Raw genomic sequence first — 22927 nt, forward strand, 5'->3', positions numbered from 1 at the left:
CGTCAGGAGTCCCATTATGTTGTCAGTTGCTGAGCAGACATCTGCTCTGAGTGTTGCAGACTATCTGGCCGGGGAGACCGAGAGCGAGATCCGGCATGAATACATCGACGGGCAGGTCTATGCCATGACGGGTGCGAGCGATCAGCATGGACTGATCGTCAATGCGCTGGCCTTTGCCCTGACCCCCGCCGCTCGGCGCAAGGGCTGTCAGCTGTTTACCTCGGATATGAAGGTTCAGCTGGAAATCAGCGGTCAGACGCTGTTTTATTATCCGGATTTGCTGTTGTCCTGCGACCTGCAGGATCGTGAGCCTTATTTCCGGCGTTCGCCCTGTCTGATTGTCGAGGTACTGTCCAAATCCACTGAGCGCATCGACCGACGCGAGAAACTGTTGGCTTATCAGACCTTGCCCAGCCTGATGGAATATCTGCTGGTGGCGCAGGATGCCGCTCGGGTGGAGGTGTTTCGCCGGAGTAACAACTGGCAGGCGGAAGGCTACAGTGGTGGCGAGATACGGTTGGATTGTCTGGCGACTTCCCTGGCTGTGGCGGATATCTATCTGGATGTGGAACTGCCTGGAACGGCTGTGACATGACAACGAACGCTGACCTCGCGCGCGATCCGGCTCAGGCATCGACCCCGGCTCCGCTTTCGACTCGCTGGCTGACGTCGCCCTGGCTGCTGTTGCTGGTTGTCTGGCTGGCGTTCTTTTGGCAGCTTGGCGGTCCGCCGCTCTATGATCTGGATGAAGGGGCCTTTAGCGAAGCGACGCGCGAAATGCTAGCGAGCGGCAATTTCATTACGCCCTATAAAGACGGCGAGCCGCGCTACGACAAGCCGGTGCTGATCTATTGGCTGCAAGCCGGGGCGGTGAAGGCACTGGGGTTGAACGAATTCGCACTGCGCCTGCCCTCAGCGGTGGCGGCGAGTCTGTGGCTGCTGGCGCTCTGGGTGTTCGTGCGCCAGCGCCTCGATACCGCGACGGCGACTGTTGCGGCTCTGGTGATGGCACTGTCGCTGGAAATCGGTCTGATCGGCAAGGCAGCGGTGGCCGATGCGGTGTTGAATCTGTTCATTGCACTGGCATTTTTTGATGTCTATCGCTATCGCCTGGCGCGGCTAAGCGGCGTAGCCGCCGCGCCGTTGTTGTGGCGGGTCTATCTGTGGCTCGGGCTGGGGTTTTTGACTAAGGGGCCGGTGGCGGTGTTCTTTCCGCTGCTGGTCAGCCTGCTGTTTGCGCTGAGCATGGGCTGGCGGGAGATCAAACTCTGGCTGGGGGCGGTGTTTGAGCCGCGCGGCTGGCTGGTGTTTGTGGCGGTGGCCGCGCCCTGGTATCTGGCCATTTATCTCGATAATGGCAGTGGCTTTTTCCACAGCTTTTTCCTCAAGCACAATCTGGGGCGCTTTGGCGGCGTGATTCATGGCCATGACGGCTTTCCGGGCTACTATCTGGTCATGCTGCCGCTGGTGATGCTGCCGTTCAGCGGTTGGCTGCTGGCGCTGATTCTGGCGCTACGGCGCATGTGGGCTGATCCGCTGGAGCGTTTTTTGCTTTTGTGGTTTCTGACGGTACTGCTGTTCTTTTCCTTCTCCAGCACTCAGTTGCCGCATTATTTAGTCTATGGACTCACGCCGCTGTTTATTCTGCTGGCGCGTTATCGCGAGCGCCTGACCAATCGTTGGTTGGCCTGGCTGCCGCCGCTGGCTTTTTTGCTGGTGTTGCTGGCCTTGCCTCTGGTGCTCGGGCCGCTGGCGGAACAAAGCGACAAGGTCCATGAGATCGCGCTTTTTGAGCAGGGCCGAGCGGTGCTGGATGGCTTCTATTGGCTGGGCGTGCTGTCGGCGTTGCTGCTGTCGATCAGTTTGTTCGCCGCTCGACGGATGGCGCTCTGGCAGCAACTGGTACTGTCCGGTGTGATTCAGACCCTAGTGGTGTTTGGATTGCTGGTGCCACGGGTGTTTGAGGTGATGCAGGCGCCGGTTAAGGAGGCGGCACAGCTGGCGCGGCAGCTAGATGAACCGACGGTGATCTATCGCACCAGCCTGCCGAGTTTTAGCGTCTATCGCCAGGCGGTGACGCCGGATCGCCCGCCCGAACCAGGGGACTTGGTGTTTTTGCGCATCGACAAACTTGAGCGACTGCGGGAGCTCTATCCGCCTGAGCAGTTGCAAACCCTTTATCAACGCGGGGCTGTGGCACTGCTGCGCGTGGATACACCACCCGCGCCGGGAGTCCAGCCCCAATGAGCCACCGGGCTGTGGAGCTGTTTGACTTTTTGCGCCGCGATTTGCAGACGGCGCTGCAGCAGGGACTGGTGGCGGATGCGCCGCTAAATCCCAGTGGTGCGCGCTGCTTGTTGGGTGCAGCGCTGCTGTTTGGGCTGACCGGGCTGGGACTCTATCTGAGCGGCGGCTATCACGCCGGTTTTACGGCATTGAATGCGTTGGCTCGCGCCTATCCAGCCTGGTTGTGGGCGAATCTGACCCAGCTCGGCGATGAGCATCTAGCTTTTACACTGACGCTGTTTTTTGCACGACGGCATCCACGGGTGTTCTGGGCGCTGATCTGCGCGGCGCTGCTTGGAGCGGCCTATGCGCGTGGGCTGAAGCCGCTGATCGATGCGGCGCGACCGGCAGCGGTGCTGGATGCCGGGAGTTTTCAGCTCATCGGCCCCGGTTATCGTCACCAGAGTTTTCCCTCTGGACATAGTGTGACCGCTGGGGTGTTTTTTGGTGTCCTGATTTACTATGCACGCTGGGTCGAATGGCGGCTGCTCTTTCTGCTATTGGCGCTGCTGGCCGGATTGAGCCGGGTGGCGCTGGGGGTGCATTGGCCAGTCGATGTGGCCGCTGGTCTCGCCGGTGGTCTGCTGGCGGCCTGGCTGGGGGTTGGTCTGGCCCGGCGCCTGTCCTGGGGTGTCACCGACATCAGCGTACATCTCGCCTTTGTGACCCTGGCGGTGACGATGGCGGTTGCTTTGGCCTTGGTGGGGCGCGGCTATGCCGAGGCGCTCTGGCCAGGGCGGGTACTGGTGGCGTTGGCCTTGCTGAGCCTGTTATTCAACTATCTGGTGATGCCGTTGCTGCGCTATCGTGGGGACCGATGACAACATTCGGGAGACTATTATGCAGGATCGACCAACGATCACGACCGCCATTCCCAAGGGGCGTTATCAGGTCGGCGAGTATTTCGCCACCCTCTTGAGCGACATCCAAAGCCCCGATGCACGCACCTATTGCTACATTCTGGCCTTTGTGCCGGAGGGGCAGCGTGAGCCGAAGCTCTATGTGTGCAGCGAGTCGGGGGGCGATCCGGCCCATCCGCGCTGCTGCAATCTGCGCGTGGTCAGCGAGATGCTCTCAGAAGTGGTCGATCAGGACGAATGTTGGTCTGATGCCGAGGTCTTCACTGAGCAGGCGCTGACACTTGGCACCCAGGCCCTGGGGCTCTCCCGGCAGTCGGTCATCAAGTTGCTGTAAACTCAACCAGGGTGAATGCGGCCAATCAACCAGGCTCAAGTGCAAGGATGTGTTGCCACTGCTCCTCGGTCACCGGCATGATGGACAGCCGATTGCCCTGGCGCAGCAGCGCGAAGTCGCCGAGCGCGGCCGCGTGGGATTCGCTTTTGAGTTCAGCGAGGGTGATGGTGCGGGTCAGATGACGGATGTAGCGCACATCGACCAGAAACCAGCGCGGTTGCTCTGGGTCGCTCTTGGGGTCGAAGTAGCGATGCTGGGGATCAAAAGCGGTCGGGTCGGGATAGCCGGCCGTGATAATTTCCATGAGGCCGACAATCCCTGGTGTTTTGCAGTTGGAATGGTAAAAAAAGGCCTGGTCACCAGGCTGCATTTGGTCGCGCAACATATTCCGGGCCTGATAATTGCGCACCCCGTCCCAGGGCTCGGTTTGCTGCGGTCGGGCGACCAAGTGTTGGATGCCAAAAACCTCGGGCTCGGATTTCATTAGCCAGTAAGCCATATTGTGCGCCTCTGCGGTGCGGATGGGGGCAGCCATAACGATAGGCGGCCGTGTGCCTGTGTTGAGATTATGACACCAGAAGACCTGATCAAAGAAACCGTACAGCTGTTTTCGCTCCCGGATGTGACCTCGCGGGTGACGGAACTCATTGATGATCCGAGTACACGCCCGGCCGATCTCGCCGAGGTTATCCTCTACGATGCCGCCCTGTCTGCCCGTTTGCTGCGTTTGGTGAACAGTGCCTGTTATGTCCGCCCGCGCCCGATCGAAACCGTAACCCAGGCGGTTTCAATGATCGGCTATCGACCGCTGCGCGACCTGATCCTGGCCACCTTTGCCGTCGATCGCTTTCGGGGGCTGCCACCGGAAAAGGTCAATATGGAGCGCTTTTGGTTCCATGGCGTAGCGACCGGTATCGCCGCGCGCGAACTGGCCAAGCGCTGTGGTTTACGCGACAGTGAGCGTCTGTTTCTTGGCGGTTTGCTGCACAGCATTGGCAAGCTGGTGTTTTTCAGTCAATGTGCGGAAGACTACAGTGAGGTGTTGCAACTCATTGAGGACGAGCAGATTCCGGTGACCCAGGCCGAGGAACGGGTGTTCGGGTTCAATTTTGCCGAACTTGGCGCCGAACTTCTGCGTTCCTGGCGCTTCCCGGAGTCGATCTGGAAGGCGGTGGCCTATCAGCTCCACCCGGAGCAGGCGCCGGATTTCCGCCTGGAAGCGTCCATTGTGCAGGGCGCCGAGCAAGTGGGCTGCATTGTGCGCTCCACGGCCATTGATGGCGGCGAAGCCCTGGCCAGCCGTGCGGCGGAGTATCTGACGGATCTGGCAAAGCGGCTGGCGTTGCCGCCAGATGCACTGCGGGAGTTACCCGGCGATATCAGTCTGCAAGTGGTTGAGGTGTTTGAGATTCTGGTGCCGGGCGCGTCGCTGGTGTGCTGAGTGCGCCGTCAGACTTTGAGCGGTTTTTGCAGCGTCTCAAGCGCTGCTATCCAGTGAGCGACGCGTGATCGAACGCGAGCTGCGCGCCAGTCAGGTGGATGTGGTGGTCAGCACCTCAGCGCTGGAGCTGGGTGTGGATATCGGCAGCCTGGATGTCTCGGTGCTCAATGGTTATCCTGGTACGGTGGCGGCGACCTGGCAGCGACTCGGTCGCGCCGGGCGGCGCAATCGCCCGAGCCTCGGGGTTCTAGTGGCGAGCAGCGCGCCCATTGATCAGTACATCGTGCGCCATCCGGAGTTTTTTCTTGGCCGCTCACCCGAGCAGGCACGCATCCATCCCGACCAGCTGTTGATTCTAATGGACCATGTGCGCTGCGCGGCTTTCGAGCTGCCGTTCCAGGATGGCGAGATCTTCGGTGCCGAGGATCTGAGCGAAATGCTCAGCTATCTGCGCGATCAGGGCCTGTTGCAATATCAGAGCGGGCGTTGGTACTGGATCGCCGACAGCTACCCGGCCAATGCGGTCTCGCTGCGCTCAGTGACGGAGGGGAATTTCGTCGTCATTGACATCGACGCTGGCAAACAGACCATCATCGCCGAGGTGGATTACAGCAGCGCGCCTGGCACCCTGTATGAAAGCGCCATCTACATGGTGCAGTCGCAGCCCTATCAGGTCGAGTCGCTCGACTGGACCGGACGCAAGGCGTTTGTGCGCAAAACCCGGGCGGATTATTACACTGATGCGATTGATTATACCCGGCTGAAAATTCTTGATTTCTTCGATGAGCGCTGTGCGGAACAGGCCGCGAGTCGGCATGGCGAGGTGCATCTGGTGCGCCGTTACCCTGGATATAAGAAAATTCGCTACTACAGCCATGACAACATTGGCTATGGGAACATCCATCTGCCGGATCAGGAAATGCACACCACAGCGGTCTGGTGGCAGGTGCATCCCGTCGCGCTGGCCCAAGCACTGCCGCAACGCGAGCGTGCCATTGAGGGCTTTTTGGGCGCGGCCTATGCTCTGCATCATGTCGCCGCACTGCGTGTCATGGCTGAGGTCAGCGATCTCGGTCGTGCAGTGGGCGATGGCCAGGGCACCTGGTTCGCTGCTGTGGGGCAGGATGGTCGTGGTCAGTTGCGGGGGCCGGATAATGAACCAGTTGCGATTCCGGTGGGTGGGCACTTTGAGCCGACACTCTTTTTGTATGACAATTATCCAGGCGGTGTCGGTCTGTCTGAGCCGCTGTATCGCGAGACCCATGCGCTGATCGCCGATGCCGAGGCGCTGGTCGCGGCCTGTGAATGCAATGGTGGTTGTCCAGCCTGCGTGGGCCCCATTTTGCCGGGAGATGAACAGCTTGAGCAGTCTCCCAAGGCGGTTGCGCGCCTGGTGCTGGGGTTGCTTGGCGGGGTTGGAGCATGAGCAAATGGGTACGCATTCAGCCGGCGCGTCGGGCGGCAGCCTAAAGGCGCGGCTGGCTCGGCTGCGTCAACAGCCGCAAGCGCAGCAGGCGATCGAGCCGGCGGCTCCGAGTCAGAAACAGCAATAACAGCAGGAACAGCAACCCAGGCTGGGGCTGGCCGAGCGGCTTGCCCGCCTGCGTCCCGGTGCGCCGCAGTTGGAGTCGAGCATTCGCCGCAGCGATGAGCCGGCGCTAGTCGATGCCTTGGGCGCCGAGCGACTGGCGCCGGGGCGCTGATACTGGAGCAATACCTGCTGACCCGTCTGGATGCCGAGGCGCTGATGCTGGAGCACATCGCCGAGTCCCTGGTGGCGACGACCCAGCTGATCAGCTACAACGGCAAATCCTTCGACTTGTCGCTGCTGGTGACGCGCTGCCGGCTGGCGGCACTGGAGGGGGCAGTGGCCATTCCGGCACTGGCCAAGCAGCTTGAGGCCTTGCCGCATCTGGATTTGCTGCATGCGGTGCGCCGTGCCTTCGCGCGCTGCTGGCCGGATTGCCGCTTGAGCACGGTGGAACAGCGTCTGCTGGCATTCGACCGTGGCCAAGACTTACCCGGCTGCGAGGCGCCAGCGGCCTGGCTGGACTGGCTGTGGCAGGGAAATCCGCGGCGCCTGCCGGACGTGGTGGAACATAACCGCAAGGATTTGCTCTCGCTGGTAGCGTTGATTCCGGCGCTGAGTGCTGTCTATCGCGAACCGCTTGCGTATGGCGCCGACAGCCTTGCTTTGGCGCGGTACTGGTGCAAGCGCGGACGTGATCAACAGGCGCGCGAACTTCTGGAAAGCCGTCTGGCTGGCAATCATGCCGCGTCGCATAGGGAGTCTGAGGCAATGTGGTTTCTTGCGCATCTGTATCGCCGTGCCCAGGACTGGCCGCGTGCCGTCAGCCTGTGGGAGATGCTCGCCCGTGACCAGCATCCCGGCGCCCTGGAAGCCCTGGCAAAATTTCACGAGCATCGCCAGCGCGATCCGCTGCAAGCGCTTGAATACGCTCGCCGCCTGCCTAACCACCCAGCTCGCGAGCATCGCTGTCAGCGCTTGCTGGCCAAACTCAAGCGCGCAGCGGATGGGACTTTGGATCTCGGGGGTGGCGCCTGATCTTTTTATGTTCTTTTGCCAATGCCGGATAAGACAATTTTTTGTTATTCGGGGTAGCATAACGGCTGTGTTGTCCGAGCCTGAGATTGATACCCTTAGCGGTGGGAGTGTTCTGAAAGCCATGAGCCAACTGTTTCTGGTGGCAAGTCTGCTGTTGTCAGTCGTTGCGCTGGCCGGTGCGGTGGTGGCGTTTGTCACCTGGCGCGTGCCGGTGCTGGTGGTGTCGCTGGGGATGCTGGCCTTGGCGGTGGCGGCAGTGGCGGCGCTGATGGGGGCGCCGTGGTTGGCGTTGGCGCAACTGGTGATGGGAACCCTTGGGTTGGCGGGGTTCGTGTCGCTGGCGCCGGCCCGTGAGCCGCCGGCAGCGCCGGTGCGCAATGGGTTGCCACGACTAGGCTTGGTGTTACGCCGACCGGCGCCGGCTGAAACCTCTGTGTCCACTGATGCAGAGCGTTCCTGATGTCCCGGGTTGATTTCAGCTCGATGCGGATGTCTGGAGCGTGGCGATCGATGAGCAAGATCGGTGCTGCTGTAGTGTGGCTGGGTCTGCTGGGGTTGCCGGCCTGTTTGTTGGGGGCTGAGTCCGGGGGCTCAGGCCATGTCAGTCATGGACTGCGCCTGGCAGCGGTTGATGGCCTGTGGGTTCTAGTGATCATGCTTGTTGCGGTGGCTGGGGCGGTGGTGCGAATGCTTCCAGATCGGCAGCTGCGTTCTGATTTTGAGCTCGGACTGTCTGAGCCGCGTGCAGCTGCAAAGGCCGGTTCAGATGGAGGTACTGCAAGGGGTCGCCATCACGGCAAGGTTGCGGTTGGACTGGCGCTTGCTGGGGGACTGTTGCTGGCGCTGTCGACCAGGTTTTTGGCTGGCGTCTTGGTGGGGGGCAGCTTGTTGGCGCTGGCTTGGGTGTTGGCCTGGTGGCAGCGTCGCGGGACCTTTGCCTGGCATCGTCGTTGCTCTGTGCCTGCGTTGTGGGTTCAGGGGCTGGTGCTAGTTGTGGCGATTGGTGGCGCTTTGGCCTGGTGGCTGAGTTTAACCGGGAGCGATTCCGCTGCGATGGCTCGTGCCATCGACTCGATGTTGTCGATGCTGTCTTGGCCGCTGGGACACTGGCTGGCGGGATTGCTGTTCGCGGCAGCGTTGATCGAAATTGCCGGGCGGCTGCTGGCTGAACTGCCGTTCCCACCGCTGCATGAGACCCAAGAACGTGCGGGGCCTGGCGAATGATCTTGCGTTTTGGGGGATAATGCAGTGTTCATCAGCGGTCTTGTGCTGGGGGTGCCGGTGGTGTTGATCAGCCTGGGTGGGGTGGGGCTGTTATGGTTACGGGATCCGCTACGTTGGCTGACGGCTATGGTGCTGATACAGGCTGGCGGGCTGCTGCTGTTGGTCGAGCTGGCGGCGCTGCATGCGGGCATTGGCCCCTGGCCGTCAGAAGCTTTGACGTTGTTTGGGTTGCATCTGCAGCCGGTTGCGGCGGCCGCCGAGGGGAGTATGGCTCGCCTGCATGGCCTGGGATTGGCGGTGATCCTACTTGGATTGGCCTGGCAAGTGATGCTGGTGGCGGTGTTGCTGGTGCTCAAGCAGCGGACGGGGGCGTTGCAGCCATCGCGCTTGGCAGCTCTGGCGGCGGCTGAGTGGCAGGCGATACTTGGTGAGGAGTCCCCTGCCAAGGCGAAGGTGCCAACCGACGCGAAAGCATCAACCAGTGCCACGGGAGAACACTCGTGACGGCCTGGGATTTCACGCGGCCTGATGCGCCGCTTCTGGTTCTGGCGCTGCTGTTAGGGCCGCCGTTGGCGGCGCTGGCGCTGCGTCCGGTGGCTGTCTTATCCGCTCGTGGTGCGTCCGTGCTCGGGCCGCTCAGCTTGGTGGGGTGTGCGCTGCTGGGGGCGGCGCTGCTGCCAGTGGTGCGGGTTGCGCCTGTACAACTGGCGCTTGGAGCACAGGGGGCGCCGTTGGAACTGCTGTTTAGGGTTGATCCGCTGGCACTGGTGCTGGCGCTGGTGAGTCTCGCGCTGGTGTTATTGAATTGGACGCGCCGCGAGGATGACTTTGATCCAGTGCGTCGGGATGCCGCGCTGCTGTGGCTGACAACCGGGCTGGTGGGACTGGCCTTGGCCGGGGATTTGTGGGTCAGTTGGTTGTTTGTGGAACTCTGCATCCTGGCCACTGCGGCGCTGCTGGTGCAGGAGCGGAGCCTGCGATCACTGGTAGCGGTGCTGGGGGTTGTGCGTTGGAGTGCGGTCGGAACTGTGCTGGCGGTGGTGGGACTGGGGCTGCTTCAGATAACGGCAGCATCGCTGACTCCCGCCGGCCTGGCGGCTGTCGCGCAGGGGTCGGCTGATGGCGATGTCCTCAGCCGGTTGGGATTCGGGCTGTTGGTGCTGGGGTTGGCTGTCAAAGCGGGACTCTTTCCACTGAATGCCTGGGGACTGGCGGTCGGACAGGCGGCGCCGGCGCGGGTGTTGGCGTTGCTCAGTGGGGCCGTACCGGCGCTGACGCTGGTGGCGCTGGCGCGGGTGCTGTCAGGTGGCGAGCTGGCTGGCGCCGATGTGCTGAGGGTGGTGGGTATTCTGTCGGCACTGGCCGGGGCCTTCGGGATGTGGCGCGCCGACGATTTTCCTGCGTTTTTGATGCAGCTCAGCCTGGCCTCCATCGGGGGAATTGCGGTGGGCTTCTCGCTGCCTGGGCCGGCGGGATTGTTTGCAGCGCTGGCCTTGCTGTTCCATTTTTTGCTGATTCAGTCAGCGCTCTTTGTGCTGGCGCATCGCTGGCGCGGGCGCCTTACGGATCTAACCGCTATCGCCTGGCGTATGCCCTGGACGGCGGCGGTGCTGGTGCTCTTTGCCGCGTCGCTGGTCGGAGTGCCGCCCTTGCCAGGGTTCTGGGCCAAGTTGATGTTGCTGATGAGTTTGGCGGAATATCAGGGCGCCGAGGCGATGCTGGTGGTGTTGGCCTATTTGCTGGTGACGGCGGTGGAGGCGGCGGCCTGGCTGCGGCTGATGCGGATTGGCTACGCACGGGCAGCGAAGGACAGCGCTGCGGCGCTGCAGGAGGATGCGGCGCTGGGTGTGGTACGGGTTGATCGACTGCCGTCGTTGCTGCGGTCCGGCCCCTGGGCGCGCGCTTATCAGCTGCTGGTGGCGGTGTTGCTGCTGGTGGCGACCCTGATGATTGGGCCGGTGGCTGAGGATCTGAATCGGCTGGTAGTTCCACTGCTCGCGCAGCGGGTATCCGGGTGCTGTGATGCGGGAGGCTGGGGATGAGCCTGAGCATGAGCTTGGAGAGCGTCACGTTGCCGTTGCCTTGGCCCACCCAGCCGATTGCCTCTGTAGCGGCGGGCGGGACCTGGCAGGCCTTGTCGTCATTGGATTTTATGTTTTTGGCCGCTGTGGCCACCTTGATACTGGCGTTGGTGCTGGGACGTTGGCGTTTGTTCACGCCCTTGTTCGCGTTTGGCTATGGAGTGCAGTTTTGGGCGCTGGCACAGGCAGATGTGTTGACCGGGCAGCCGCTGGTGGCGTCTTTTGCATTGCGGGTTTTGCGGCAGCCGCTGCTGTGGCGCTATGACAGCCTGTCATGGTTTTTCGCCATACTGACCATCGGAGCGGCTTTTGTATGCAGTTTGTTTGCTCTGGCGCCGTCGACTTGGCGTTCTGATGCGGCTGGAGGCGGCGCGCTGGACGGGGCAACGCCCGGCATCTGGCATTTGTTCCATGTGGCGCTGGCGCTCTCAGTGCTGAGCAGTTTGTGTTTGTTTGGCAGCGGCAACTTGCTCGCGCTCTATGTCAGCTGGGAAGTGGTGGTGTGGTCGTTCTTCCTGCTGTTGACGGTTGGTGGGGGGCTGGCCTTGAGCGCGGCGATTCGCTATGCAGCCTATTCTTTTGCCGGCGGCATGGCCTTGCTTGGAGCCTTGGCGTTGATCTTCCGCGCGGCCGGTTCCGTTGATTTCGCGCGCGTGACGGCGTCTCTGCCTACCCTTGGTCTGGGATCGGATCTGCTGCTGGGCGTCTTGCTGCTCGGGGCGCTGGGGTTGCGCTTGGGTGCGCTGCCGCTGTTCGCCTGGCAGCCCGGTGTGGCCCGACCGCCGGTGCCGGTGTTTTGGCACGGGATTGCCGCGCGGGTGGGGTTTTTCGCTCTGCTTTTGTTGCTGGCACGCATCATTGGTGTTGAGTGGTTGGCACAGCTGGGCGGATCGGAGTGGATCTATGGGTTGAATCTGCGCATCCTGCTGTGTTGGGTGGCGGTGCTGTTGCTGCTGTTTGGGGGTTGGCGGGCCAGGCAGCAGGGCAGTGCTGGTGGGGTGCTGAGCTGGCTGGCGCTGAGTCAGACTGGGTTGGTGCTTCTGGCGGTGCTCTTGGGCGGGCCTTTTGGTACTGCCAGTGGGCTGTTGCAGCTGTTCAGTCTTGGGTTGGCTGAGGCCGTGTTGGCCGGTCTGTGTCTGGTGGCGGTGCCTCTGCTGACGGCTGACGGGCTGGCAGTGGGCGGTTTGCAGTGGCTGGCGCGTGGTGCGGCGCTCTTGGCCGGTGCGAGTCTGGTCGGCTTGCCGCCAACCTTGGGCTTTGTGTCCAAGTGGCTGTTGTACGACGCTTTGCTGACCGATGCGGGCCTGGGCTGGAGCCGCTGGGTGCTGCTGACACTGGCAGTGCTTGGTACGCTGCTTAGCCTGATGGGACTGATTCGGTTGGTAGCTATTCTGCGTGCCTGCGGCGGCCGCCTGGCCTGTGCCGCCCGTCCCTATGGGGTGATGGCACCGGTGCTGGGGTTGTCTGGGCTGACGCTGCTGGCCGGTGTGGTGCCGGGACCGGCGATGAGTTGGGTGGAGGCGATGCAGCAGGCGCTGGGCGTTCCAGTGCTGGACTGGACCCTGGGCGGTGTGGAAGGACGTTTTAATATGTTCTGGCTCACCCTGTGGCAAGTGCTGTTGTTGCTGCCCCTGCTGGCGCTGTCTTGGTGGCTGGGGCGTCGCACCTCCGAGCCGGTTGCGCGCGCGCGGGCCATGCTGTGGCGCTGGGTCGAGCGGTTGCAGGGGGCGCCGTTACAGCCCGACTGTGGAGCTGGCAGTGCGGTGCCGCTGCCTGGACAACGCCGCCGATTGGAGCCATTGCTGGCCCGGGCCATGAACGGAGTGGCGGCGGGATTGGCCGGGCTGGTGGCGACCCGCCTGGCGCCATGGACCCTGAGCGTGACTTTGATCTTGTTGGTGGTTTGGGCGCTCGGAGCCGGTTAGCCCAAGCAAATACCGCTAGCAAATACGCGGGAGTTGCTCGCCAGTCAGCCAGTCGAGCAGGCGCCGACCGCCGAACGGGGTTTCGAGTTCGATCAACTGTTGTGGGTCCTTGACGACCTCGCCGATGATGGCGGCCTCCCGCCCCAGGGGGTGCTGACGCATGGTGTTGACCAGCCGCTCGGCTGCACTGGCGGGGCAGATGGCGATCAGCTTGCCTTCGTTGGCGATGTGCAGCGGGTCGAGTCCGAGAAATTCACAGGCGGCGCGCACACCGGCCTTGACCGGAATTTCGGCTTCGCGCAACTGCATGCCGACGCCGGCCTGAGCGGCCAGTTCGTTCAGGGTGGCGGCCAGTCCGCCGCGGGTTGGATCGCGCAGGCAGTGAATCTCTGGCACGGCCTCGACCATGGCGGCGACCAGATCATGCAGGGCGGCGCTGTCGGAGCAGATGTCGGTGCCAAAGCCGAGGTTCTCACGCTGCGACAGGATGGCGATGCCATGATCGCCCAGGGTGCCACTGACCAGCACGGCATCGCCGGGGGTAGCGCGCTCCCCGGAGATGTTGATGCCCTCGGGCACTTCACCGACGCCGGTGGTGGTAATGAAACAGCCATCGGCCTTACCGCGCTCGACCACCTTGGTGTCCCCGGTGACGATGGGCACGCCAGCCGTTTTGCAGGCCTCGGCCATGCTGATGACAATGCGCTCCAGATCCGCCAGCGGCAGACCTTCCTCCAGGATGAAACCGGCGGCCAGATAGAGCGGTCGGGCACCGGCCATAGCAACGTCGTTGATGGTGCCATGCACGGCGAGGCTGCCGATGTTGCCGCCGTTGAAGAACAAGGGCGCGACCACATGGCCGTCAGTGCTCATCACCAATCGGCCGCGCAGCGGGCCGAACAGTGCCTGATCGTTACCCTGGCGCAGCAGGTCGTTATTCAGATGGTAGTGAAACACCTCGGCGATCAGTTGCGCCATGGCGCGACCGCCGCCACCGTGGCTGAGATCGACGCGTCCTTGGTGCATGTCCAGTGGACTGAAGAAGCGTCTGCGGGGTTTGTTGGTGTCGGTGCTGGTCATGGGCGAGCCGGTTAACAGGGGAACAGGGCAGGGCAGCGGGAGTGAATGGAGGTGGCCAAGGCGGATATCAGGTGCTGGTGCTTTGGCGCGGAGAGCGGCCATAGCTCCAGTAGGCGGCGCAGGCGCCTTCGGAAGAGACCATGCAGGCGCCCATGGGATTCTCCGGTGAGCAGGGGTGGCCAAACAGCTTGCAATCGGTCGGTTCGATGAGTCCACGCAACACCTTGGGGCATTCGCATCCCTGGATTTCGCGGCTGTCGCCGAGTGTGACCGGAAAACGCTGCTCGGCATCATAGTCCTGGTAGTCATCGGCCAACCGCAGGGCGCTGTGCGGCAGCCAGCCCAGTCCGCGCCATTCGAAGCTGTCGCGTGGGGCAAAAGTCGCCTGCATCAGGGCTTGCGCCTTGCGGTTGCCCTCAGGACTCACGGCGCGGCGGTACTGATTATGCAGCTCGCTGGCCCCCTGGTTGATCAGGCGCACCAGCATGAGCGCGCTTTGCATCACATCCAGTGGCTCGAATCCGGCGATCACCAGCGGAAGGCCATGGTCTTTGGCAACAAAGGCATAGGCCTCGCTGCCGATGATGCTGCTGACATGTGAGGGGCCGAGAATGCCATCAATGTGCGCACCTTGTTCTGTGCTGTCGCTGAGGATGGCGCGCAGCGCGGGTGGGGTGAGGACATGGTTGCAGAAGACCGAGAAATTGTTCAACCCCTCAGCGCGGGCGGTGTTGAGTGCGACCGCCGTGGGCGGCGTGGTAGTCTCGAAGCCGATGGCAAAGAACACCACTGGCTGCCCGGGGGCGGCACGGGCAATGGCCAGAGCATCTTGGGTGGAATAGACCATACGGATGTCGGCGCCCGCAGCCTTGGCCTTGAGCAGACTCTGGCGCTGGCTGGCTGGCACCCGCATCAAGTCACCATAGGTGCAAAGCGTGATTGGATGCTGGGTGGCCATGGCAATCGCCTGGTCGATGCGCGCCATGGGCAGCACACAGACCGGGCAGCCGGGGCCGTGGACGAAGCGCAGATTCCCAGGCATCAGATCCTGCACACCATAGCGGAAAATGGCGTGGGTATGTCCGCCGCAGAATTCCATCAGCCGATAGTCGCGATCCGGCCGGACCTCGGCAGCGATGGCGCGGGCGAGATCACGCGCCAGGGGGCCGTCGCGATATTCATCGACGAATTTCATGTGTGGCTCCCTGGTGACGTCTCGTCCTCTGCGTAAGCACTGATGGCACGCATCAGCCGCAAAGTTTCCTCGGCTTCCTCCGGGCTGATGCGATTAAGCGCATAGCCGACATGAACCAGCACATAGTCACCAACTTCCACACCTTCAACCAAAGCCAGGGAAACGTCCTTACGCACACCGTCGAGCGAAACGCAGGCCTGATCGGTCGCGCTGTCGATGCTGAGCACTTCAACAGGAATGGCAAGGCACATGAACAGACTCCGGGGTTTTTACGGTTACGGGTAGGTGGCAGACCGTGAACGTTTGTTTGGCGCGGCTCGATTTGGTGTTGATCAAGCCAATGTTTTATTGAGTATATCGCGTTTCAGGGGGTACCGGATGATCCGGATGTCTGGGTTTGCTTTGCATAGCCTTTGCATAGCCAGATCAATGGTCTGAGGACAGATAGCCATTGCAAAATGATCAATCGTCATTTTGGATACTCTGAGATTATGGCGTTTATACTTCCTATACTCATTTCCGAATGAACCGCCTTGGGCTTAGCGGCTTACTTCTGCGAAGTATGTCCTAGTATTTTACTCAACAACAAGGTAAGCTAGTATGGCCTGTTTCGTTGCGAGTTGTCGCTGAAATCAGGCTCCTGCCTCATCGATCGCTAGCGAGGTTACACCAGGCTCAGGCGGTACTCAACCCATTAACAAACAAGCGAACTGTAGCAAAACACGGCAATTTCATTGGAGAATGGGAGGACATATGAAACATCACCCAATCACTGGGGTCCTTTTTGCTGCTCTTGCCACCATGGCATCAGCAACCTGGTCGGACACCACTCAATGGTCGACTGATGGCTACGAGATTTTGCGCAATGGCGAACCATTCTTCGCCAAAGGCGTAGCCTACTATCCTCTACCAATCGGCAATCGCCAGAAGGACATGCCCTATGGGGATTTCTTCTACAACTTTGAGGGGCAAAATCCGGTCTGGAAAAACATCCTTGATCGCGACCTTCCGGCCATGCGCCGCGCAGGCGTGAATATGATCCGCCTTTACGCCATGTGGGCCTGGGCCAATGAAAGGTGGGAAGTCATGCCACTGAATGTCGATAAAACACGTACCCTCAGCCATCAAAAATTCCTTGATATGGCTTGGAATAATGGCGTCGACCCCATGCATGTGCTAGTGACCGTCTTTATTGAGTCCGGAAGTTGGCAAAATACCAACTACCAGGCGCAAATCGAGGACGTTTATCGCCAACTTGCCTCCGAAATGAAAGATCATCCCGCACTAATGGGCTTTATCGTCGGTAATGAACTCAACGACAGCTCAACTATTCAAAATCCGGAGTTTTGGGCCTGGCTTGACCGCCTTGGCAGCATCATTAAGGAAGAAGCGCCGGATAAACTGGTCACTACCTCCCTCGTCGATGACGGCTTGGCGTCGGTTCGCGCCGGCAAAGAACTCGGTCCACAGGAAAACGGCGTGCCCTTGCCGAACATCGACGTCTGGGGCCTAAATATCTACCGTGGCAATGGCACGAACGGTTTTACCCCCGAGTTGTGGAACGAATTCCAACGTGATGGCGATCGGCCGCTGCTCTTTACCGAATGGGGCGTACCAGCCTCATTCCATGAGCCGGACGCCCCTTATAGCCAAGGTGGCATTCCTGCGGAACTTCCAAACCGTGCCAGTGCTCAGTCCGACTGGCTAGTTAATCATTATGAGGATATGACCGATAACAGCGTCCTCACGGGCGGTCTAACCTCGGGCGGAGCCTTGTTCATGTGGTCTGATGGTTGGGACAAACAGGGATGCAATAGCTGCGAGCCGAATGTTCAGGACGGCAGTGACGGAACCGGCTCATTTCCTGGTCACTGGTGGGATGAGGAATGGTTTGGTATTAATGCCGTGGTCAAGGATCCAAGCCGCCCCTGGGATGAGAATTGGAACGTGGCCGCCAACCGACCTTGGCCAGCTGACACCCTGGTACCACGCGCGGCTTATGACAGCATCTCCCGGTTGTTCAACGACCTTGATCCGGAGGTCTCGGTGCGCGCGCGCGAACAACCTCGAGCAATGGCAGTTTTCGCGCAGAGCTTTGCCGACATCAAGACAGAGGGTGACGGCAACGGGGCCATACTCGAATTGGCAGCGAACGGCGAGACTGTCATTGGCTCGGGCGAATCCTTCCGCCTGCTGCTAGGCGTCAATCCCAATGCCTACAAGGGGGCCCTGGCACGCTGGTACCTGGGCGCGACGGCTTATCGCAGTGATGATCCCGAGGACTTTGACGTCTACCACTATAGCCCGTCAGGAAACTGGAAACGGGCGTCAGATCAGAACTTGGCTTTGCCAAGTACACCTGCTTGGGAAGGCCCGGTGTCGCAACTCGACAACTTCGAAGCCTATCGCGGCAGCCTTCCGCCCGGGCGCTATGACTTCAACTTCGCGCTCACTACGGAAGAACCCGAGGAGGGCTACCGAATGTTTTTCGACTCCACCACTTTGGTTGTCGAATGACGATTAATCCGTAACTGTCCCGTCCCGGAGGATGGACGGGACGATGACCATGGCCGCAACCACTGGACTCAGATGCGCGTGTAGCGCTGCGAATGGCAGAGTGGTAACTAGGTTGGCGACCATTGTCGAGCACCCAGAACTCGAACGCAGCTTGATCCATCGTTTGATGCCAAAGGCGGTGAGCATGAGGGCCGCCAAGCCTACCAGTGGGCCGACATCGGTCCCACCGGCCAGGGCGAACTTCTGAATGGGCTCAAGCAGCAAGGTGAACACGCTGAAAATGGCCAGCACCGCGACAATGAAGCGCCCGGCTGCGGAACGCAGCTGTTCCTGCTCAAGCCGGTCGCGCAGTCGCAGCACCCGCTCGCTGATGTCGGCGATCACGGCCACCACGCCCTCGATCTGGCCGTCGTCACTGGAAACCAGCAGGTTGGTGCGCACAGTGACGAACTTCTCCACACCACTAGGCTTCAGAGTCAGCTCAATGGTTTGCGGCGTGCCGGGGGTGTAGATGGCTTCGAGCATGCAGTCGTTGAAAGCATCCAGCCCATCGTAACTGAGGAAGGTGTCGGCAAAGGTCTGCCCAACTGCGCCCTGGGCGGTCACGCCCAGCAGGGATTCGGCCACCGGGTTGATCATCAGGATGCGACCGTTGGGGGTCAAGGCGATGACACCATCCTTGATGCTGCCGAGAACATCCCGCGCCATGGTGGGCGGGAGGGATGGGATCGTATTCATTAGTTGATTCTTCATGTGATCGAGAGATCATTGTAGACCAATGATTTATGCTGTTCAGCAAGGGGGACATCCGCATGAAATTCACCGATCTCGTCGACATCAATGCCTTGCGCGAGCTCTGCCAAAGTTTCACCGCGCTGACCGGGGCGGTGACCGCTATCCTGGATCTTGAGGGTACCATCCTGGTGGCCACCGGCTGGCAGCGCATCTGCACGCAATTTCATCGCGTTTGTCCTCAGACGGCTGCCCGCTGCCGCCAGAGCGATACGATGCTCGCCGGACGGCTCAACAGCGGCGAGCGCTACAATGTCTATCGCTGTCAGAATGGCTTGGTCGATGTCGCCGTTCCCATCCATGTCAGCGGTGAGCATCTGGCTAACTTCTTCACTGGGCAGTTTTTCTTCGAGCCACCGAATCTCGATTACTTTCGCCGCCAGGCGCGGGAATTCGGCTTCGACGAATCGGCTTATCTCAAGACTCTGGCGGAAGCACCCGTCTTCACCGAGACGCAAGTTCATTCGATGATGGACTTCCTAACCCGTCTGGCTCAGCTCATTGGCGAGATGGGTTTGGCGCGCATCCACTTGGTTGACGTTAACCGCGAGCTTCAGCACCATCAAGCGCATCTGGCCGAGTTGGTTCAGGCCCGCACCGCCGAGCTGTCCCTGGCCAAGGATGAAGCCGAGTCGGCCAACCGCGCTAAGAGCACCTTTCTCGCAGTGATGAGCCACGAGTTCAAAACGCCGCTCAATGCCATTACCGAGACTTCCGCGTTGTTGCGCCGCGCGGATGGGGCACTGCAACGGGAACAATGGCTTGACCAGATCGACGCGGCGAGCGGTCGCTTGTTCGCGATGGTGGATTCGGTCCTCGATCTCTCCAAGCTCGAGATCGGCCATTTGGTACTCGACCGCATTGATTTCTGGTTGGAAGATGTCATGGGGCGTCTGGCCAATGACATCGGCCCCAAGGCCGAGGCCAAGGACATTGAGCTGATTTTCGATCTCAGCCCCGACATTCCCACCGCCCTGGTGGGGGATCCGCTGCGCCTCGGCCAAATTCTGTTCCATCTCGCTGACAATGCGGTGAAATTCACTGCACCCGGCGGAGAGGTCGTGGTGTGCGCCGAAGCCTATACCGTCCACTCCGCTTCTGCCCTGGAACTCCATTGTTCCGTGCGTGACACCGGCATCGGGATCAGCGAGGTTCAGCAGGCGATGCTGTTTCGCCCCTTTGCCCAGGCAGACATGGCTGCATCTACATCTCGTCGTCATTCAGGGATCGGACTGGGGCTGGTCATCGCCAAAAAACTCGTCGAGCTCATGAGCGGGTTGATCTGGGTCGAGAGTACGTCCGGTCAGGGCAGTCGGTTCGAATTCACGGTCCACCTTGGCCGTCAACCCACCGATGTTCGTGCGCTGGCTCAGGCCATGGTGCGCGTGCTGCTCCCGCGACAGCTCTTGATTATTGACGACAATGCCACCTCGGGTCGCAGCCTGCAGCAGACCCTCCAGACCATGGGCTTTGGCGCCGAAGCGGTGCTCAGTGGTGCGACCGCAATCGAGCGGGTTCAAGCAACAGAGGCTCCAGCTTTCGACCTGGTTTTGGTCGATTGGCGGATGCCCGCGATGGATGCTTTGGCCACCATCCGCACCATGAGGTCGCTCGTCGGTGAAACTCCGGTGGCAATGGTGATCATGGGCACCGCCCGGGAGTTAGCGGCAGCCAAGCAAGAGGCCCAGGAGACCGGGATGCCAGCCTCAGAGATTGCCGGCTATTTGACCAAGCCGGTGATGCTCTCGTCGCTGCTCGACCTGATGCGCGAGGTGTTGATGTTGCAGCGCGCACCGACCGGCAAGATCGATCCTGTCATGCACTGAAAACGGCTGAGTCGCCGTGCGGCAAGCCGAGCCCACCCAGCACCAGGAGCGGGTCCGCTCGCTAAAACCGCTCGAAGTCTTGCTCGTGTCCGGTACTGCCAAACTCATCGTCCGCAGAAGCCGCTTGGCTGTGACGCGGGGCGCTTGCCGGCGCTGCTGTGGCAGCTGGGCTGGAGGCTGACCGCTTGCCGGCGGTCAGTTTGAAAAATGCCATGGTTTCCTGCAACTGCGCGGCTTGTCCGCTGAGTTCCTCGGCGGTAGCGGCCAGTTGCTCGGAGGCTGAGGCGTTTTGTTGGGTGGCCTTGTCGAGCTGACCCATGGCATCGTTGATCTGGGCAATGCCTGAGGCTTGCTCGCCGGAGGCGGCGGTGATCTCCTCAACCAGGTCGGCGGTTTTGATGATGTTGGGTACCATGGCTTCAAACATGCACCCAGCATCCTCAGCAATCGACACACTGTTGGTGGCGAGCTGATTGATTTCCTGTGCGGTGGTGCCGCTGTTTTCGGCCAGTTTGCGCACCTCGGCGGCGACCACGGTAAAGCCCTTGCCATGTTCGCCGGCACGTGCGGCCTCAATCGCTGCATTGAGTGCGAGCAGATTGGTCTTGTAGGCGATTTCCTCAATCATGCCAATTTTGCTGGCGATTTCCTTCATGGCCGTGACGGTGCGATTGACCGCTGCACCGCCCTCACGGGCTTCCTCAGCCGAGCTTTTTGAAATACTGTTGGTCACCCGCGCATTTTCGGTATTTTGCTGCACCGAGGCATTGAGTTCCTCAATGCTGGCGGTGGTTTCTTCGACGCTGGCGGCTTGCTCGGTGGCGCTTTGGCTCAGTGCCTGAGCGGTGGAGCTGACTTCGCTGGAAGCCGAAGACAGATTTTCAGCACCCACCCGAACCTCGCTCACCACCTCCTTGAGCTTGTCGGTCATCACCGCCATCACCGCCATGACACTGGTCTTGTCACCAGCACGTACGTTCAGCGCACGCGTCAGGTCACCCTCGGCGAGCCGCCCGGCGACATCGACGAGTTCCCTCGGATCACCACCTAGCTGGCGTGAAGTGCCGCGTACAATCATGATGGCGGCTGTCAGCCCCAGTAGCAGAGCTACGAGGCCTGCTCCCATCAGCAGATTACTCGAGGTATGACCCGAGTCAGCCATGGACTGCTGTAATCTGGTGGCATCTGCTTGCAGTTTAGCGCCCATGGCGCTCAGGTTTTGTTGCACTTGCACCAGATTCGGCTCGGATTCGTTGCGGTAGATGGATGCCGCTTCCTGCACACGATCCAGCCGTTCTTCGTTGGTTTCGATAATGTCGTGCAAATAGCCAGCGATGGTTTCCAGTGCCGGCATGGTAACGTCGCGATAGATGCCCTGGGCCTTCTCAACGCCCGCATTGCCGCTCTCTACACTCCCCCAGTCGCTGCTGTATTGATGGCCTTCGGCCAGCGCGGTTTGGATGTCTTGAGCGGATTGATGCAAGACATTGTGCGGTGCTGCGATCTCCTGGAAAATTTCCGCAAGCTGCGGCTCATTTTGAATCAGGCGTGCGCCTTCGGGGCCATAGAGCAGCTTACCCAGGGCAGATTCGCGTGGATTCATCTGCACATTCAGGTTGGTGTCGCCGTTGAGCAAGGCCTCCTGTACCTGCATCGCCCAATGCAGCTGGCTATTTTCGATGTCGGAGATTTGCTGCGTCAGCGTCGGGTCAACCGGCTCGTAAACATCATTAATAGCGACGGCTGATTCATGCAGCTTGCGATGCGGCTCCTCAATCGCTGCCAGCATTGGCTTGAGTGCCGGGAACATCATCTCGGCTTGCTGCCGCGCATCGCTGTAGTACCAACGCCCAAAGGCACACTGCGTTGGATCAAGCTGGATATCGAGTGTATTGACATCCTTGTCGAGGACAAAGGACTTCAGCGCCGATGCCCAGCTCAGGTGCTCAGCCTCGCGGGTGACCAGGTCTGTGCGCAAGTTGTCCGCCTGCACCACCTGTTCGGAGCTGGTGAGCGACGCGATCAGGCTTTGGATTCCCAGTCCGACCCCAAACACCAGCAGCACCAGCACACTTGTAAAGCCGAGGGTGATTTTTGTGCTAAGCGTCATGTGACTTTTTTTCATTATTTTCATCAGTCTTGCGCGAGAAACCCCGCCCTTCAGGGCGGGGAGGTAGAGCGCACCGCGCGTAGCGCGGTTAACCCACCGGTTTCGCTGCCTCCGTTTGGGTTGGAGTGAATGCATAGCCATAGCCGTCGGCGCGTTGCAGCACTCGGCAATGGCGGTATGAAATCCCTTGGACCAGACCCGTTGCGGTCTGGAGATTGAAGCGCCCGGATGCACGAACGGCCACGCGCCCGAGATGGGTTCCGGCTTTCTTGCCCTTTGGCACCTCAGCGATGACCCGATCTCCGGTCTGGAATCCTTTAACGCGCTTCTCACGCATCAAATAACCGCGTGGAAAGCCAAAGCGGTTAAGACGGGTACGCTGGTAACAGCCGCGCCCGGTGGCCTTGATCGCAAGTGTCGGGATGGCCCAGCCCTGCAGGGCATCGAGTTGACCCACACAGGCGGCATCAAGCGCATGGGTCTTGGGAATCCCAAGGCGCTGACGGTTGTATTTGGTCTGGCCGCCTGACCCCGTGGTCACGGGCAAGCCGGTGGCCTTGAGTTGTTCAAACAGCGCCCAGCGGGTGGCATTGACCGCTGCGGCATCGCGAAGCGGGGCCTTGGCCTGTGCCTGAATACGGCGCAACCGCTCGGGTTGATGAGCCAGAAACACCTCAATCGGCTGATTCC

The 22927-nt window shown here is 60.8% G+C and carries 20 protein-coding genes and 2 pseudogenes; 15 read left to right on the plus strand and 7 right to left on the minus strand.

Going from position 1 to position 22927, the window contains the following annotated elements; translation table 11 throughout:
- The first annotated feature begins 16 nt into the window (after positions 1–16).
- From CKO36_RS08300 to CKO36_RS08315, 4 genes are read left to right on the plus strand one after another with little or no spacing between them, the layout of a single operon-like run.
- Positions 17–595 carry a Uma2 family endonuclease gene (locus CKO36_RS08300; protein ID WP_200283251.1) on the plus strand — a complete coding sequence of 193 codons (579 nt, stop codon included), beginning with the start codon at positions 17–19 and terminating at the stop codon, positions 593–595.
- A complete protein-coding gene (locus CKO36_RS08305) occupies positions 592–2247 on the plus strand; it encodes an ArnT family glycosyltransferase (RefSeq protein WP_200283253.1) in 1656 nt (551 codons plus the stop codon). Before CKO36_RS08300 ends, CKO36_RS08305 begins: the two co-directional genes overlap by 4 nt.
- On the plus strand, positions 2244–3107 hold the full coding sequence (locus CKO36_RS08310; RefSeq protein WP_200283256.1) for a phosphatase PAP2 family protein: 864 nt from the start codon (positions 2244–2246) through the stop codon (positions 3105–3107). Before CKO36_RS08305 ends, CKO36_RS08310 begins: the two co-directional genes overlap by 4 nt.
- A 19-nt stretch (positions 3108–3126) precedes the next feature.
- Positions 3127–3480, plus strand: coding sequence for a hypothetical protein (locus tag CKO36_RS08315; RefSeq protein ID WP_200283259.1), 354 nt, complete (start codon positions 3127–3129; stop codon positions 3478–3480).
- Between the two features lie 25 nt (positions 3481–3505).
- Here CKO36_RS08315 and CKO36_RS08320 read toward each other — a convergent pair whose 3' ends face one another.
- A complete protein-coding gene (locus CKO36_RS08320) occupies positions 3506–3979 on the minus strand; it encodes an EVE domain-containing protein (protein WP_200283313.1) in 474 nt (157 codons plus the stop codon).
- Positions 3980–4048: 69 nt separating this feature from the next.
- Between CKO36_RS08320 and CKO36_RS08325 the strand changes: the two genes are divergently transcribed.
- The 9 genes and pseudogenes from CKO36_RS08325 to CKO36_RS08360 all read left to right on the plus strand — a co-directional run bounded on the left by CKO36_RS08325 (position 4049) and on the right by CKO36_RS08360 (position 12717).
- Positions 4049–4921 carry an HDOD domain-containing protein gene (locus tag CKO36_RS08325; RefSeq protein WP_200283262.1) on the plus strand — a complete coding sequence of 291 codons (873 nt, stop codon included), beginning with the start codon at positions 4049–4051 and terminating at the stop codon, positions 4919–4921.
- Positions 4922–4967: 46 nt separating this feature from the next.
- Positions 4968–6347, plus strand: a pseudogene (locus CKO36_RS08330) (DEAD/DEAH box helicase); the annotation flags it as partial.
- A 4-nt stretch (positions 6348–6351) separates the two neighbouring features.
- Positions 6352–6474, plus strand: coding sequence for a hypothetical protein (locus CKO36_RS20100; RefSeq protein ID WP_275957835.1), 123 nt, complete (start codon positions 6352–6354; stop codon positions 6472–6474).
- 164 nt (positions 6475–6638) lie between these two features.
- A complete protein-coding gene (locus CKO36_RS08335) occupies positions 6639–7487 on the plus strand; it encodes a ribonuclease H-like domain-containing protein (protein WP_275957836.1) in 849 nt (282 codons plus the stop codon).
- Between the two features lie 121 nt (positions 7488–7608).
- Positions 7609–7947 (plus strand): hypothetical protein, encoded by a 339-nt coding sequence (locus tag CKO36_RS08340; RefSeq protein WP_200283265.1) that lies wholly within the window; start codon positions 7609–7611, stop codon positions 7945–7947.
- 50 nt (positions 7948–7997) lie between these two features.
- Entirely contained in the window at positions 7998–8711 is a 714-nt protein-coding gene (locus CKO36_RS08345; protein WP_200283268.1) for a hypothetical protein, read from the plus strand.
- Between the two features lie 9 nt (positions 8712–8720).
- A complete protein-coding gene (locus CKO36_RS08350) occupies positions 8721–9215 on the plus strand; it encodes a hypothetical protein (RefSeq protein ID WP_200283270.1) in 495 nt (164 codons plus the stop codon).
- Positions 9212–10753: a proton-conducting transporter transmembrane domain-containing protein gene (locus CKO36_RS19660; protein ID WP_200283273.1), complete on the plus strand. Its 1542-nt coding sequence runs from the start codon at positions 9212–9214 to the stop codon at positions 10751–10753. The genes CKO36_RS08350 and CKO36_RS19660 overlap by 4 nt, the downstream gene beginning before the upstream one ends.
- A gap of 8 nt (positions 10754–10761) precedes the next feature.
- Entirely contained in the window at positions 10762–12717 is a 1956-nt protein-coding gene (locus tag CKO36_RS08360) for a proton-conducting transporter transmembrane domain-containing protein (RefSeq protein ID WP_200283276.1), read from the plus strand.
- Positions 12718–12732: 15 nt separating this feature from the next.
- On the opposite strand, the gene hypE is transcribed toward CKO36_RS08360, so the two are convergent.
- The 3 genes from hypE to CKO36_RS08375 all read right to left on the minus strand — a co-directional run bounded on the left by hypE (position 12733) and on the right by CKO36_RS08375 (position 15243).
- A complete protein-coding gene (hypE, locus tag CKO36_RS08365; RefSeq protein ID WP_200283279.1) occupies positions 12733–13797 on the minus strand; it encodes a hydrogenase expression/formation protein HypE in 1065 nt (354 codons plus the stop codon).
- A 67-nt stretch (positions 13798–13864) separates the two neighbouring features.
- Positions 13865–14992 (minus strand): hydrogenase formation protein HypD, encoded by a 1128-nt coding sequence (gene hypD / locus CKO36_RS08370; RefSeq protein ID WP_200283282.1) that lies wholly within the window; start codon positions 14990–14992, stop codon positions 13865–13867.
- Positions 14989–15243 carry a HypC/HybG/HupF family hydrogenase formation chaperone gene (locus CKO36_RS08375; RefSeq protein ID WP_200283285.1) on the minus strand — a complete coding sequence of 85 codons (255 nt, stop codon included), beginning with the start codon at positions 15241–15243 and terminating at the stop codon, positions 14989–14991. The genes hypD and CKO36_RS08375 overlap by 4 nt, the downstream gene beginning before the upstream one ends.
- A 502-nt stretch (positions 15244–15745) precedes the next feature.
- Here CKO36_RS08375 and CKO36_RS08380 point away from each other — a divergent pair.
- On the plus strand, positions 15746–17509 hold the full coding sequence (locus CKO36_RS08380; RefSeq protein WP_200283288.1) for a glycoside hydrolase 5 family protein: 1764 nt from the start codon (positions 15746–15748) through the stop codon (positions 17507–17509).
- A gap of 3 nt (positions 17510–17512) precedes the next feature.
- Here the strand turns inward: CKO36_RS08380 and CKO36_RS08385 are convergent, their stop codons facing one another.
- Positions 17513–18247: a PAS domain S-box protein gene (locus CKO36_RS08385; RefSeq protein WP_200283291.1), complete on the minus strand. Its 735-nt coding sequence runs from the start codon at positions 18245–18247 to the stop codon at positions 17513–17515.
- Positions 18248–18321: 74 nt separating this feature from the next.
- Between CKO36_RS08385 and CKO36_RS08390 the strand changes: the two genes are divergently transcribed.
- Positions 18322–20127, plus strand: a complete 1806-nt coding sequence (locus CKO36_RS08390; RefSeq protein WP_200283294.1) for a PocR ligand-binding domain-containing protein — start codon at positions 18322–18324, stop codon at positions 20125–20127.
- Between the two features lie 61 nt (positions 20128–20188).
- Here the strand turns inward: CKO36_RS08390 and CKO36_RS08395 are convergent, their stop codons facing one another.
- Both CKO36_RS08395 and CKO36_RS08400 read right to left on the minus strand, forming a co-directional pair.
- On the minus strand, positions 20189–22237 hold the full coding sequence (locus CKO36_RS08395) for a methyl-accepting chemotaxis protein (protein WP_200283297.1): 2049 nt from the start codon (positions 22235–22237) through the stop codon (positions 20189–20191).
- An 88-nt stretch (positions 22238–22325) separates the two neighbouring features.
- Positions 22326–22927 (minus strand): annotated as a pseudogene (locus tag CKO36_RS08400) (RNA-guided endonuclease IscB); the annotation flags it as partial.

The organism is Rhabdochromatium marinum (assembly GCF_016583795.1).
In the GTDB taxonomy this organism is placed as follows: domain Bacteria; phylum Pseudomonadota; class Gammaproteobacteria; order Chromatiales; family Chromatiaceae; genus Rhabdochromatium; species Rhabdochromatium marinum.

Bases quoted from the DNA above. Each gene is read 5' to 3' on its own strand.
- CKO36_RS08340 (WP_200283265.1), top strand. From the start codon at position 7,609: ATGAGCCAACTGTTTCTGGTGGCAAGTCTGCTGTTGTCAGTCGTTGCG.
- CKO36_RS08375 (WP_200283285.1), bottom strand. From the start codon at position 15,243: ATGTGCCTTGCCATTCCTGTTGAAGTGCTCAGCATCGACAGCGCGACC.
- CKO36_RS20100 (WP_275957835.1), top strand. From the start codon at position 6,352: ATGGGTACGCATTCAGCCGGCGCGTCGGGCGGCAGCCTAAAGGCGCGG.
- CKO36_RS08320 (WP_200283313.1), bottom strand. From the start codon at position 3,979: ATGGCTTACTGGCTAATGAAATCCGAGCCCGAGGTTTTTGGCATCCAA.
- CKO36_RS08310 (WP_200283256.1), top strand. From the start codon at position 2,244: ATGAGCCACCGGGCTGTGGAGCTGTTTGACTTTTTGCGCCGCGATTTG.
- CKO36_RS08390 (WP_200283294.1), top strand. From the start codon at position 18,322: ATGAAATTCACCGATCTCGTCGACATCAATGCCTTGCGCGAGCTCTGC.
- CKO36_RS08345 (WP_200283268.1), top strand. From the start codon at position 7,998: ATGAGCAAGATCGGTGCTGCTGTAGTGTGGCTGGGTCTGCTGGGGTTG.
- CKO36_RS08385 (WP_200283291.1), bottom strand. From the start codon at position 18,247: ATGAATACGATCCCATCCCTCCCGCCCACCATGGCGCGGGATGTTCTC.
- CKO36_RS08305 (WP_200283253.1), top strand. From the start codon at position 592: ATGACAACGAACGCTGACCTCGCGCGCGATCCGGCTCAGGCATCGACC.
- CKO36_RS08395 (WP_200283297.1), bottom strand. From the start codon at position 22,237: ATGACGCTTAGCACAAAAATCACCCTCGGCTTTACAAGTGTGCTGGTG.
- CKO36_RS08315 (WP_200283259.1), top strand. From the start codon at position 3,127: ATGCAGGATCGACCAACGATCACGACCGCCATTCCCAAGGGGCGTTAT.
- CKO36_RS08360 (WP_200283276.1), top strand. From the start codon at position 10,762: ATGAGCTTGGAGAGCGTCACGTTGCCGTTGCCTTGGCCCACCCAGCCG.
- hypE (WP_200283279.1), bottom strand. From the start codon at position 13,797: ATGACCAGCACCGACACCAACAAACCCCGCAGACGCTTCTTCAGTCCA.
- CKO36_RS08380 (WP_200283288.1), top strand. From the start codon at position 15,746: ATGAAACATCACCCAATCACTGGGGTCCTTTTTGCTGCTCTTGCCACC.
- CKO36_RS08300 (WP_200283251.1), top strand. From the start codon at position 17: ATGTTGTCAGTTGCTGAGCAGACATCTGCTCTGAGTGTTGCAGACTAT.
- hypD (WP_200283282.1), bottom strand. From the start codon at position 14,992: ATGAAATTCGTCGATGAATATCGCGACGGCCCCCTGGCGCGTGATCTC.
- CKO36_RS08325 (WP_200283262.1), top strand. From the start codon at position 4,049: ATGACACCAGAAGACCTGATCAAAGAAACCGTACAGCTGTTTTCGCTC.